Origin of the sequence: Desulfonema magnum (assembly GCF_017377395.1) — a bacterium.
Lineage (GTDB): Bacteria > Desulfobacterota > Desulfobacteria > Desulfobacterales > 4be13 > Desulfonema_C > Desulfonema_C magnum.
Genome location: NZ_CP061800.1, coordinates 5258655 through 5271945, shown reverse-complemented (window position 1 = coordinate 5271945; position 13291 = coordinate 5258655). Strand labels below are relative to the sequence as shown.

At 44.1% G+C, this 13291-nt stretch carries 7 protein-coding genes, 1 other RNA gene and 1 pseudogene; 5 read left to right on the top strand and 4 right to left on the bottom strand.

The genetic code is table 11. From position 1 onward, the window contains the following. The first annotated feature begins 682 nt into the window (after nucleotides 1-682). Both hisS and dnm_RS20160 read left to right on the top strand, forming a co-directional pair. Entirely contained in the window at nucleotides 683-2077 is a 1395-nt protein-coding gene (gene hisS, locus dnm_RS20165) for a histidine--tRNA ligase (protein ID WP_207678703.1), read from the top strand. A gap of 233 nt (nucleotides 2078-2310) precedes the next feature. Then, nucleotides 2311-2643: a DUF6955 family protein gene (locus dnm_RS20160; protein WP_207678702.1), complete on the top strand. Its 333-nt coding sequence runs from the start codon at nucleotides 2311-2313 to the stop codon at nucleotides 2641-2643. Between the two features lie 395 nt (nucleotides 2644-3038). Here the strand turns inward: dnm_RS20160 and gatB are convergent, their stop codons facing one another. From gatB to ffs, 4 genes and pseudogenes are all read right to left on the bottom strand, one after another. Continuing rightward, the gene (gene gatB / locus dnm_RS20155) at nucleotides 3039-4466 is read right to left on the bottom strand and encodes an Asp-tRNA(Asn)/Glu-tRNA(Gln) amidotransferase subunit GatB (RefSeq protein ID WP_207678701.1); all 1428 of its coding nucleotides are present in this window, start codon (nucleotides 4464-4466) and stop codon (nucleotides 3039-3041) included. 472 nt (nucleotides 4467-4938) lie between these two features. After that, a pseudogene (gene dnaK / locus dnm_RS20150) lies at nucleotides 4939-6872 on the bottom strand (molecular chaperone DnaK). Between the two features lie 144 nt (nucleotides 6873-7016). Further along, nucleotides 7017-7616, bottom strand: coding sequence for a nucleotide exchange factor GrpE (grpE, locus tag dnm_RS20145; RefSeq protein ID WP_207678700.1), 600 nt, complete (start codon nucleotides 7614-7616; stop codon nucleotides 7017-7019). A gap of 693 nt (nucleotides 7617-8309) precedes the next feature. Further along, an RNA gene (gene ffs, locus dnm_RS20140) (signal recognition particle sRNA large type) lies at nucleotides 8310-8554 on the bottom strand. A 133-nt stretch (nucleotides 8555-8687) separates the two neighbouring features. On the opposite strand from ffs, the gene tilS reads away from it, so the two are divergent. The 3 genes from tilS to folP all read left to right on the top strand — a co-directional run bounded on the left by tilS (nucleotide 8688) and on the right by folP (nucleotide 13188). After that, nucleotides 8688-10172 (top strand): tRNA lysidine(34) synthetase TilS, encoded by a 1485-nt coding sequence (gene tilS, locus dnm_RS20135; protein ID WP_207678699.1) that lies wholly within the window; start codon nucleotides 8688-8690, stop codon nucleotides 10170-10172. 131 nt (nucleotides 10173-10303) lie between these two features. Next, nucleotides 10304-12154 (top strand): ATP-dependent zinc metalloprotease FtsH, encoded by a 1851-nt coding sequence (ftsH, locus tag dnm_RS20130; RefSeq protein WP_207678698.1) that lies wholly within the window; start codon nucleotides 10304-10306, stop codon nucleotides 12152-12154. Between the two features lie 167 nt (nucleotides 12155-12321). Further along, a complete protein-coding gene (gene folP / locus dnm_RS20125) occupies nucleotides 12322-13188 on the top strand; it encodes a dihydropteroate synthase (protein ID WP_207678697.1) in 867 nt (288 codons plus the stop codon). Nucleotides 13189-13291: the final 103 nt, after the last annotated feature.

Sequence of the window (13291 nt, the reverse complement as noted above, 5' to 3'; positions counted from 1 at the left end):
TGACCGGCAGATCATGGCCGTTTATATGAAAGTGTCAGGTGTTAGGTGTTAGGTGTTAAGTGTTAGGAAAAACTGCAAAACTTTCATACTTCGTTGTGACCGGCAGATCATGGCCGTTTATATGAAAGTGTCAGGTGTTAAGTGTTAAGTGTCAGGAAAAACTGCAAAACTTTCATCGTTCGTTGTGACCGGCAGTTCATGGCCGTTTATATGAAAGTGTCTGAAGTGACTAAAGTTAATAAAGTGACTGAAGTTAAAAGTTCTTTCATGTTTCGTTGTGAGCGGAGCGCTCATGGCCGTTTATATGAAAGTGTCAGGTGTTAAGTGTTAAGTGTTAGGAAAAAACTACAAAACTTTCATCATTCGTTGTGACCGGCGGCTCATGGCCGTTTATATGAAAAAATGTTGGGTGTTAGGTGTTAGGTGTTAGGAAAAAATGTAAAACTTTCATCACTCGTTGTGACCGACAGGTCATGACCGTTTATCAGAATTAACCTTAAATAAGTACCTGATCATATATTTTTCCGGTTGAACAAATTGGAGTTCCCGCGTTTTCAAAACGTCGGAACGCTTTCGAATACCGAAAAACGTTTGTCCGGGTAGTTACAGACAAAATATTTAGCTGACTCATGCTATGACTGATAATGAAGCGTCAGTAAAGAAGAACAAGAGGAATATACAAATGGCAGACAATGTTGTTAAACCGGAACGTCCCGGCGGCTTTTTAGACTTTCTTCCCCCTGATTATCTGGCAAGGGAAAAGATGCTCGGGACGATTCAGAAAATTTTTCGCTCATTCGGATTCGATCCCATAGAGACCCCTCGCATCGAGTTTTTGAAAACCCTGGCTGGCGAAACCAGCGACACCGGAAAAAATATTTTTCATATAAAGAGTACCCATGATGACGAACCGCTGGCAATACCTTTTGATCATACGGTTCCTTTTGCCCGTATTTTGGCGGCAAATCCTTATAATGCAAAAAAAAGAACAGGTATCCGTCTGCCATGGCGGCGAATGGTAGTCGGGCCGGTATTCCGTGCGGATACCCCCCAGAGCGGCCGTTATCGGCAGTTTTATCAGTTTGACGCGGACATCGCCGGAACTTCTTCAATGCTGGCAGATGCTGAAATTGTGGCGATAATGTTTCTGACAATGGAGGCACTGGGAGTTAAAAAATTTAAAATCCGCCTGAACAATCGCAAGATACTTAATGGGCTGGCAATACTGGCGGATATTCATGACCGGGGAGAAGTGAAAGCGGATGATATCACCAAGGAAATGATGCGCATCCTTGATAAGATTGATAAAATTGGTTTGGAAAAAGTATTGGCGGAGCTTCAGTCCGAGCCAAAAACCCCTTTTGATCCGGCACCCGCACTGTCTGAGGACGCTATCGTGAAAATCAGGGCGTTTCTGGATTTAAAGGGGAGTAATGAAGAGAAACTGAAGCTGTGCGGAAATGTCTTTCAGGAGATCAGTGTGGCTGAGGAAGGAATTGATGAACTTCGCCAGATTTTAGATTACATCGCGGGCATGGGAATACCGGCTGAAGCTGTGGATATTGATTTCTCAATTGCCCGGGGCCTGGACTATTACACGGGTCCGGTGATGGAGACAATACTTCTGGATGCCCCGGAGTTCGGAAGTGTGTTCGGAGGGGGTCGGTATAATGGTCTGGTCAGTCGTTTCACAGGCGCGGAACTCCCCGCGACAGGCTCATCTATCGGCGTTGATCGTCTGTTTGCCGCGCTGAGTCACCTCGGTGCCATTGATCGTGCGGAACAAACCGTGACCGAGGTGATGGTTCTCAGACTCGAAAAAGACCGTGACGCGGATTATCTTCAGATGGCCGCGGAGTTGCGCGGCGCGGGGATGAATGCGGAAGTCTGCCTCGCGGATGACACAACATTCAAAAACCAGTTTAACTTTGCAATCACCAGAGGTATGAAGTTTGCCATCATTTGCGGCGGCAATGAATTTGAAACACAAACGGTTCAGGTCAAAAATCTGCAAACCCGGAAACAGGAAGAGATTCCAAGAAATGAAATGATACATTATTTCAAGAGGGAAAACTGATGTTTTCCGAGCCGCGCAAACCATGGGAATAAGATGATAGTGCTATAACTCGTCAGTCATAAATTTTCATAACATATTGAAATCGTCAGTACCGTAAAAATAAGTATGAAATATGCGGAGCTGATCATTTCAGTCAGTTATCGGAATGATCTTCAAAATTTCCAGAGAACTTATGACTGTTGGGACATGTAATTGAATACTTTAATTTTTACTTTTTAAAAGGAGGTTTTATTATGTCAGATTTTTACATCAATGTTTTTTTGGATGATGAGAAATTCAAAAAAATTGAGGCTGTCGGATTGGCTGACCAGGTTCAGGAAATAGATGGAAAAAAAGCAGTTCAGGTAGGCATGACCAAGAAAGACCAAAAAAAATTAATGAAAGGGTTTGAGGGCTTAACCTTTGACGCAAACAATGCCTGTGTACTTCCTGAAGAAGGAAATAACACTTTGACAAATATTATATTGGACATGAAGTCCTTGGAAGTTATGAAGTTTGCGATTACAAAGCTCTACAATCCACTCGCTGGTAGGAGTATTTCCGGAAGGGGTACAGGTGGGCGTTAGCAGTCTGTCTCTTGTGTGACAAAATGATTGAAAGGACAGCAAGGGGCTTCTCTCTTGAGCATTTGGACTGAATTTTTTATTAACATGTCATTATCAAAGCTTTTTTGCCCCTGCTGTCTCTCATCACTGATTGTTTTGGCAAGTCAAGACTCCCTGCTCTTAATCCCAATGCTGTTGACTTAAGAGTAAGCGAGTTTTCCGGTATTTTATCCGGAGTGCGAAAAATGCTTTTTCACAGGCGCAAAAATATAATTTTTGCACTCCGAATCCGTTCGGAACTGTCTAGGTCAACAGCATTGGCTCTTAATCCTGCCCGCTTTTATTCGATTAAGAGCAAGAGCGGCTGTTTCAAATTCTGATTTTTTGTCATCTGAATTTAATTCGAATTTCAAATTTTAACCCAGTTTATCCCTCAGTATCTCATTCACAATTTTCGGATTGGCCTTGCCTTTGGTTTCCTTCATAACCTGACCCACAAAGAATCCCAGCACTTTGGTCTTTCCACCCTTATACTCCTCAATCTCTTTGGGAGAACGCTCAAGCACCTTTGCCACCACAGCTTCAATGGCAGATACATCTGTCACCTGGACAAGTCCTTTTTCTTCCACAATCTTTTTGGGAGGCTTGCCTGTTTTTGCCATTTCATCAAACACGGTTTTTGCAATTTTTCCGCTGATAACATCCTCGTCAATAAGCTTCAGAAGATGTCCGAGATCATGCGCTGAAATCGGAGAATCTTCAATGGTTTTTCCCTCGGTGTTCAGCAGCCCCAGAAGCGATCCCATGACCCAGTTGCTTACAGGTTTGGCATTGGGAAAAACTTTTAAGCAGTCTTCAAAATAATCTGCAAGCTCACGGCTTGATGTCAGCACCTCCGCGTCATAAGACGGCAGGCCAAATGCCTTGATGAATCGGTCTTTTTTTTCATCCGGCAGTTCAGGAAGCTCCGCTTTTACCGCGTCAATCCATTCATTTTCCACCACAAGGGGCAACAGGTCCGGGTCCGGGAAATATCGGTAATCATGAGCTTCTTCTTTGGACCGCATGGAAGTTGTCACATTTTTGACCGGATCCCACAATCGTGTTTCCTGAACTACCTCCCCGCCATCTCCGATGATTTCCTTCTGTCTTTCTATTTCATAGTAAATGGCCTTTTCAACATGCTTGAATGAATTCAGGTTTTTTAACTCTGCACGAGTTCCGAAGGTTTCCGAACCTTTCGGCATGATGGACACATTTGCATCACACCTGAAACTTCCCTCTTCCATGTTGCCGTCGGAGACACCGATGTATCGTACAATGGACCGCAGTTTTCTGAGATATGCCCCGGCTTCCTCAGGTGTCCGAATATCTGGTTCGCTGACAATTTCCATAAGCGGAACCCCGGTCCTGTTAAAATCAACCCGGCTCACAGGCCGGTCAGGATCATGGGTGAGTTTGCCCGCGTCCTCTTCCATGTGTATCCGGGTAATACCGATCCGTTTTGTCTCATCGCCGACTTCAATATCAATATGTCCGAATCGGGCAATGGGCAGTTCATACTGGGATATCTGGTAGCCTTTGGGAAGATCAGGGTAAAAATAATTCTTGCGCGCAAACCTGCTTTCACGCTCAATCTCACAGTTTGTGGCAAGGGCCATGCGGATGGTATAGTCAACAACCTTTTTGTTCAGCACAGGAAGTACCCCCGGCATTCCCAGACACACGGGACAGGTGTGCGTGTTCGGCGGTGATCCGAATGCGGTTGAACAGCTGCAGAAAATTTTTGTTTTTGTTTTCAGCTGGGCATGAACTTCAAGACCGATAACAGATTCAAATTCCATTTTTTGTCCTTATTTCCATTTTTTATCATTTATTGATGGCGGGCGGGTCACACTGCCCTTCACAGGGGAGCATTCCAAAAAAGTTGGCATGTACTTATCTGAAATTCAAAAAAACTCGTTCCCAGGCTCCGCCTGGGAACGCATACCCAAGGCTCTGCCTTGCGTGATTCAATGCCATATTCCTGGCAGGAAGATCAGGATCAGCCTGGGAACGATACTGCTGACACACGAGGCAGAGCCTCTGGAATGCATTCCCAGGCGGAGCCTGGGAACGAGAATTTTTCCGGTTTTTTTTCCGGTTTTTTGGGATGCGCTCCCTTCATCGTTTGCAGAACAGAGCTGACAATCATGATCTGATTATGATATAAGATGAGCATTGTGTCAACAATGTAAGCCATACTGAGCCAACAAAAATCCCGTGGCACATTGTACACACGGGATTTAGGAGATCATAAGGAAAAAAACAGTTTTTTTAATTCTGTTTCTTATCTTTTACCTCTTCAAAATCAGCGTCAACCACATCATCATCAGGCTGTGCAGAAGGTCCTGCCTGATCCGCGCCGGGTGTTCCTTCAGGTCCGCCTGGCTGTCCGCCGGCCTCTGATGCCTGCTTATACATTGCTTCAGCCAACTTATGGGAAGTCTGGGTCAGTTCTTCGCATAACCGGGTGATCTCTGCGGCATCATCCCCTTCCATTGCTTTTTTAATGTTGCTTATGCCATTTTCAACATTGCTCTTTGTTTCGCTGTCAACTTTGTCGCCAAGTTCCTTAATGGATTTTTCTGTCTGATAGATCAGGGCATCGGCTGAATTACGGGCCTCCACCAGCTCTTTTTTCTTCTTATCTTCCTCAGCATGAAGCTCCGCATCTTTGACCAGGTTGTCAATCTCGTCCTGTGACAGACCGCTGGATGCTGTAATCTGGATGGACTGTTCCTTGGCAGTGGCCATGTCTTTTGCAGACACATTCACAATGCCGTTGGCATCAATATCAAAAGTGACCTCGATCTGAGGCACGCCTCTGGGCGCAGCCGGAATGCCTACAAGCTCAAAGCGTCCCAGGGTCTTATTGTTTGATGCCATTTCCCGCTCACCCTGAAGCACATGAATGGACACGGCCGGCTGATTATCCGCGGCAGTTGAGAAAACCTGGCTCTTTTTGGTCGGGATGGTGGTATTTTTTTCAATCAGTTTTGTCATGACGCCCCCGAGGGTTTCAATACCCAGCGAAAGGGGGGTGACATCCAGAAGAAGAACATCTTTGACATCCCCTTTTAAAACACCGCCCTGAATCGCGGCACCCAGGGCAACAACTTCATCAGGATTCACGCCTTTGTGGGGCTCTTTGCCAAAAATTTTTTTCACGCGTTCCTGAACCGCAGGCATACGTGTCATACCGCCCACCAGGATAACTTCATTCACCTCATTGGGAGACATTCCCGCGTCTTTGAGCGCAGTCCTGCAAGGCATTTCCAGATTATCCAGAAGATCCCCGACAAGGGCTTCAAGCTTGGCTCTGCCTATTTTTATATTCAGATGCTTGGGTCCGGTGGCATCGGCAGTGATAAAGGGAAGATTCACATCGGTTTCCATTGAGGAGGAGAGTTCCATCTTTGCTTTTTCAGCCGCTTCCTTGAGCCGCTGCAACGCCATTTTGTCTCCCCTCAGATCAATTCCCTGGTCTTTTTTAAATTCGTCTGCCAGATAATCAATGATGCGAAGGTCAAAATCTTCTCCTCCGAGATGGGTGTCACCGTTTGTTGACTTCACCTCAAACACACCTTCGCCGATTTCCAGTATGGATACATCAAATGTACCGCCGCCAAGATCAAAAACAGCAATTTTTTCTTCAGCTTTTTTATCCAGGCCATATGCAAGGGACGCGGCCGTGGGCTCGTTGATGATCCTTAAAACATTCAGGCCCGCGATTTTCCCCGCGTCCTTTGTTGCCTGACGCTGGCTGTCATTAAAATAGGCAGGGACTGTAATAACCGCATCTGTAATCTTTTCGCCAAGATATTCCTCGGCTGTATGCTTGATATTTGCCAATATATAAGATGATATTTCTGCGGGACTGCTCTCTTTTCCCCGAAGGTCAATACGAACATCACCGTTACTTGCCTTGTTGATCTTATAGGGAAGTACCTTTATGTCTTTCTGTATTTCAGGTGACTCATATTTACGCCCGATCAGGCGTTTTACACCAAATACCGTATTCTCAGGATTTGTGATTGCCTGGCGTTTTGCGATTTGGCCGACCAGACGTTCCTCACTCTCTGAAATAGCGACAATTGAAGGTGTGGTACGCCCCCCCTCGGGATTCGTAATCACATTTGACTCCCCCCCTCCATGACGGCAACACATGAATTTGTGGTACCCAGATCTATGCCTACTATTTTACTCATGTTCTATCCTCCTTCATTTATATATCTTTATGCTTTTTTTTTGAATGTTTTTTTGTGAAGAAGCTAAAGATGAAAATTCTCCAAGAAAACTTAACTGATCATATGGTTCTGATATGCATCCTGATTTCCAATTTCTATTTTTTTCTATTTTTTATTTTCTTTTGACTTGGAAACAATCACCATGGAAGGCCTCAGAAGTCTGTCATGTATCAGATATCCTTTTTGCAATTCTTTCAGAACAGTATTTTCAGAATGCTCCTCAGATTCTTCCTGCATAACAGCTTCGTGAAAACCAGGATCAAACATTTCTCCCACTGATTGAATCGGTTGAACATGGAATTTCTCAAAAATTTTCAGTATCTCTTTCAGGGTCATATTCACCCCTTCTACGATACTGTCATCAGAACCTCCGTTGCTGTTTGAAGAGTCAATGGCCCGCTCCAGATTATCTACTACAGGAAGCATCTCTTTTATCAGCGCCTCATTGGCAAACTTTTTGAATCCTTCCATCTCGCGGGCAGACCGTTTTTTATAATTTTCAAACTCGGCCGAAACCCTGAGAAAACGGTCATAACTGTCTTTGGCTTCCTGTTCCGCGGATTCAGCTTTTGATTTCAACGCTTTTAAAGGGTCATCGGCTTCTGTATCATTCTCATCTTGTGAATCACCTTCTTCAGATATTTTATCATCTTCGGCCGCTTCTTCGGCTTCAGGATTATTTTTTATTTTATCTTTATTTGTCATCGGTAAAATTTTCTCCCGGTTTATTGATTCATCAGCTTTTTCAATATTCGTGGGATGCGAAGCCTGTTTTGTGTGTGCATTCGGTTTCACAAAACATGCAAACTTTAAAATCCAACCCCAAATTTTTTTATTAAAATTCATCACCATTTCAACTGACTTAATGTTGATAAGAAAATAATTCTATATGAAACAATGTCAAGGTATAATTCCCAAGTGAAAACGCCATAGTTTCAAGACTGTTCAGAAAAATTCCGCAAAAAAGTCTCAGGAAATTGCCAAATCTGACAAAACAACAGCGACAAGACTCATAAAAATACCTTTCCGGAAAGTCGGAAAGTTCTCATTCCGACTGCGAAACTACAGAAATTGGGGGAGGTTTACGACCTGACCGCACTGATTCTGACGGGCTGTCCGGATCTAAGGGAACTCCGAATAAATCATATGCCCTTTTCGGGAAAATGCAGGGGGGACGCGGTATCTCAGTTATTTCATTTTTCTGGAAATCCCTAAAAGACTATTTTCCAATTTAAAAAACCGTCACCCCTCATATTCAATCTGCTGTTGAATATTTAGCTGAAGAATTAAAAAATATCATTTTAATCAAAAGGTTAGAACGCAATAAAACTTAGAAAACTTCGGACATTGAGAAAAATATTTAGATAGGTTAAAAACAGATGGGAAAAATTGAAGGGGTTGCGCACCCCCCATCGAATCTCTTTCCTCAGACATGAGCCAAAAATGACCGGGATCGATCCACGACACAGACGGCATCACTTATCGCTGCTTCCTTCCGGACCTGACGAGGTTCGTGACTGTCTGTTGCGCGGCGGCCGATCAGCCTGACCGCAAGTTTTCGGATAAAACCCTCCAGAGGGATTTCAGCCCTGCATATAGCGGATCTCAGGAACAGGGCACCGCTAACGCCCCACCTAGCGCAACCTTTTATTACTATAACACATAAATTTCGTTTTTCAAGTAAAAAATCAATTTTGTTGACATCCGGTCATCTCTGTCATAAAAATTTAAGTATCTGATGCTCGGAGCATCTGAAAATCTGAGCCCTGTTAATCTATGTCATTAATATTTAACTATTCAAATAATAAAATATTTCATACTGTAGAACAGACCATTACAGCCTATAAAATGTTTCGGCACGGGGATTCTGTCCTTGTAGGTGTGTCAGGGGGACCTGATTCCGTTGCCCTTCTCTGTATGCTGCTTCATTTTGCTTCCAAGTTTTCTCTCAGACTTGGCATTGCCCACCTGAATCACTGTCTCCGTGAAAAAGATTCGGATAATGACGCTGAATTTGTGGGGTCTCTTGCCAGGAAAGTTAATCTGCCTTATTATATAGGTACGGAAGATGTTCGAAAATATCAGCATAAAAACAAGCTTTCTTTGGAAGAGGCAGCCAGGCGTGTTCGTTATGCTTTTTATGAAAATGTGGCAGAAAAAAACAGGTTCAGTAAAATCGCTTTGGGCCATCATGCTGATGATAACGCGGAGCTTGTTTTAATGTATCTGTTGCGGGGAAGCGGTCCTCTGGGGCTTTCAGGAATACCGCCTGTAAGGGATAATAAGTTCGTCCGTCCGCTTATCCGTCTGACAAGATCGGAAATTATTGATTTTTTATCTGCCAGCGGGTTAAAATACGTTTCAGACGCGAGCAACGAAGATACCAGATACCTTCGGAACAGGATACGCCACCATTTGATTCCGACATTAAAGGCTTCCTACAATCCCCAAATAACTGAAACCCTGAACCGGCTTTCTTCCATTATAAGAGATGAAAATGAATGGATTGAGAATGTAACAGATCCTGTGTTTAAAAATTGTATTTCTGACGTGGAAGAAGAAAAAATTGTTCTTTCCGTTGCAGAATTGAAAAAAATCCATATAGCAGGGCAGAGACGGATTATTCGAAAAGCAATTGCCCGGGTTAAGGGGAATCTCAGGCGTGTTACCTATATTCATATAAAAACAATATTAAATCTCTTGCAAAACGGTCCGGCTTTTGGATCGCTTGACCTGCCGGACCGTATCCGAACAGAACGAAAAGGTGAAAGGCTTTTCTTTTCAAGAGTTGAAAGGGCAACATTCAGGGCACAGCGATCAAAGCAAAAAAAGCATGTGAGCTGTCCGTCTTTTGAATACAATATATTCAGACCTGGAATAATATTCATAAAAGAAATCGGTGCCCGTTTCAAGTTTTCTCAGATAAGCAGGGAAAATATGCCTGTTTCAAGTTTTAAGTCTCAGGTCTCAGATTTCGAGTCTCAAGTCTCAAGTTATTTTGACATGGATATTTTAAACTTTCCCATGATAATCAGAAATTGCAGACCCGGGGACCGTTTTGCCCCCCTTGGTATGGGCGGGCAACAAAAGGTGAAAAAATATTTTATCAACAACAAAGTTTCAAGAGAAGAACGGGCAAACTGTCCGATTTTATTATGTCAGGAAAAAATTATATGGGTTGTGGGGCATAGAATGGATGAATTTGCCAAAGTGACACCGTCAACTCAAAATATACTTAAAGTGGAACTTTTTCTTGCCTAATTTATAAATGGTGGTTAATAGTATTTGTGATTGGGGAGTTGTGATTGGGGATTGGTGCTAATAAATAAATCACAAAATCACAAGTCACAAAATCACAAAATCACAAAATCACAAAACCAGGAGGTATTTTTTTGAATCCGTTTTATAAAAATCTGGCGTTATGGCTTGTCATCACACTGATGATGATCATGCTTTATAATCTTTTCAACCAACAGAAAACAACCGAACCAAGTGTCAGTTACACAGACTTTCTTGCAATGGTGGAGGGGGAAGATATCAGAGAAGTTCTTATTCAGGGGCAAGATCTTATTATTACGGATAAGAATCAGAAACGCTTTAAGATATTTGCCCCTGAGGATGACGAACTCATCAATATCCTCAGACAAAAGGGCGTCACGATCAAGGCAAAACCGCCTGCTGAATCGCCCTGGTTTGTTTCTGTTCTGGTTTCATGGTTTCCCATGATCGTGCTGATTGGCGTATGGATTTTTTTCATGCGTCAGATGCAGTCCGGAGGCGGCAAAGCCCTTTCTTTCGGAAAAAGCCGCGCCCGTCTGCTTTCTGACTCGTCAGAAAAGGTGACTTTTGAAGATGTCGCGGGCATTGACGAGGCAAAAGAAGAACTGGGCGAAATTGTCGAGTTTCTCAGAGAACCCAAAAAATTCACGCGGCTCGGGGGCCGAATTCCAAAAGGGGTTCTTCTGATGGGACCTCCGGGTACGGGTAAAACCCTTCTGGGACGTGCTATTGCAGGGGAAGCCGGTGTTCCGTTTTTCAGCATCAGCGGTTCGGATTTTGTGGAAATGTTTGTGGGGGTGGGAGCATCCCGGGTCAGAGACCTTTTTCTGCAAGGCAAAAAAAATGCCCCTTGTATTATCTTTATTGATGAGATTGACGCAGTGGGAAGGCATCGGGGTGCTGGACTTGGCGGCGGACACGATGAAAGAGAACAGACCCTGAATCAGTTGCTGGTGGAAATGGACGGATTTGAATCCAATGAAGGGGTGATCCTTATTTCCGCCACAAACCGGCCCGATGTGCTGGACCCCGCGCTCATGCGCCCCGGGCGTTTTGACCGGCAGGTGGTTGTTTCGCTTCCGGATGTCAGAGGCCGTGAAAAAATTCTGCGGGTTCACATGAAAAGAACCCCTGTGTCTCCGGATGTTGATCCTGTTGTCATCGCAAAAGGAACCCCTGGCTTTTCCGGGGCTGATTTGGAAAATCTTGTAAACGAAGCTGCTCTTCTGGCCGCCAAAAGAAACAAAGACAAAGTGGATATGTCTGACCTTGAAGATTCCAAGGATAAGGTTTATATGGGGTTGGAACGGAAATCAAAAATCATCAAGGAAGAAGAGAAAAAGAATACCGCATATCACGAAGGCGGACATGCGCTTGTGGCCCGTTTTCTGCCGGATACGGATGTTGTGAATAAGATCACCATCATTCCCCGGGGACGTGCGGCCGGTGTGACATGGTTTCTTCCTGAAGAGAGGGATTTCATGTCCAAGGAACAGTTGGAAAGCAAATTGGCTGTTGCTTTCGGGGGACGAGCGGCTGAAGAGATTACTTTCGGACTGATCAGCACAGGGGCATCCAACGATATCAAGCAGGCAACGGATATTGCCCAGAACATGGTGCGGGTATGGGGTATGAGTAAGGAACTGGGGCCGCTGTCTTATGCCAAAGATGAGGAACAGATATTTCTCGGACGGGAAATTTCCCAGCACAGGGATTATTCCGAAGAAACGGCAAAAAGAATTGACAGTGAAATAAGCAAGCTGATCAACAGAGCGCATGAACGTGCAACACAGGTGTTAAAAGAGAATATGGATATTCTGCACAAATTGGCAGACCTTTTGCTTGAAAAAGAAACTGTTCTGGGAAAAGAACTGGACGAGCTCATTTTTTCCATGAGACCCGGAATAAAACTTCCGTCAATAAAGCCTGAAGATAAGGACGATGGCGATTTAAAAATGAAATAAGCGTCTTAAGTTGTTCCAATCGTTCAGACGCTCAGATATTCCTGGTTCTGACCGACTTTAAATAAAACCTGTGAGGTTTCCAAAACTTCGCAGGTTTTTGCCTATAAGAAGCAATTGAGTCAGGGACTGCTGAACCACAAATACCAGACCACAAAGATACTTATATTATGAAAACCTACACGCTTTCATGGGAAAATCATACCCTTGAGCTGGGTAAGCGTACCTGTGTCATGGGTATCGTGAATGTGACACCGGATTCGTTTTCAGACGGGGGAAAATTTTTCAATTGTGACGAGGCTGTTGCTCAGGGCGAAAAAATGGTTGAAGACGGGGCTGATATCATTGATATCGGCGGAGAATCCACCCGCCCCTTTTCCGAAGAGGTATCTGCCCAGGAAGAAATACAGCGGGTGATTCCGGTGATTGAAAAACTTGCCAAACGTATTTCTGTCCCGATTTCCATTGATACCACAAAAGCGGGCGTGGCCAGACAGGCCATTGAAGCCGGGGCTTCTGTTATAAATGATATCAGTTCCCTGCACCTTGATCCTGACATGGCTGACGTTGCCGCTGAATACGGTGTTCCGGTTATTCTGATGCACATGAAGGGAACGCCTAAAACCATGCAGGTTTCTCCCACATATGATGATGTTGTCAAGGAAGTCATAACATTTTTTGAAGATGAAATCAGCAATGCTGAAAAAAGGGGAATTCCAAGATCAAAAATCATCATTGACCCTGGTATCGGATTTGGCAAGACGGTTGAGCATAATCTGTTATTAATTCAGAGATTAGATGAATTCAAGTCGCTTGACACTCCGATTCTTATGGGAACCTCCAGAAAAGCTTTTATACGAAATCTGCTTAAAAATGAGACGGACAAAGATTTAGACCCTGCCAGCCCCGAGGCGGAAACCGGGACTCAGGCTTCAGTTGCGGCGTCAGTTTTAAACGGTGCCCACATCGTAAGGGTTCATAATGTCGTGAATACCTGTGCGACACTCAAAATCATTGATGCGATTAAAAATGTATAAAGAATGAGAGGCTGCTTTTCTCAAAAAAACATTCTCACGCAATGTACACTTATAATGCCACAAAGGCACAAAGTCTCACGAAGATTCTCGTGTCTTCGTGCCT

Coding starts and splice junctions, on each gene's coding strand:
- hisS (WP_207678703.1), top strand. CDS start 683: ATGGCAGACAATGTTGTTAAACCGGAACGTCCCGGCGGCTTTTTAGAC.
- dnm_RS20160 (WP_207678702.1), top strand. CDS start 2,311: ATGTCAGATTTTTACATCAATGTTTTTTTGGATGATGAGAAATTCAAA.
- gatB (WP_207678701.1), bottom strand. CDS start 4,466: ATGGAATTTGAATCTGTTATCGGTCTTGAAGTTCATGCCCAGCTGAAA.
- grpE (WP_207678700.1), bottom strand. CDS start 7,616: ATGACAAATAAAGATAAAATAAAAAATAATCCTGAAGCCGAAGAAGCG.
- tilS (WP_207678699.1), top strand. CDS start 8,688: ATGTCATTAATATTTAACTATTCAAATAATAAAATATTTCATACTGTA.
- folP (WP_207678697.1), top strand. CDS start 12,322: ATGAAAACCTACACGCTTTCATGGGAAAATCATACCCTTGAGCTGGGT.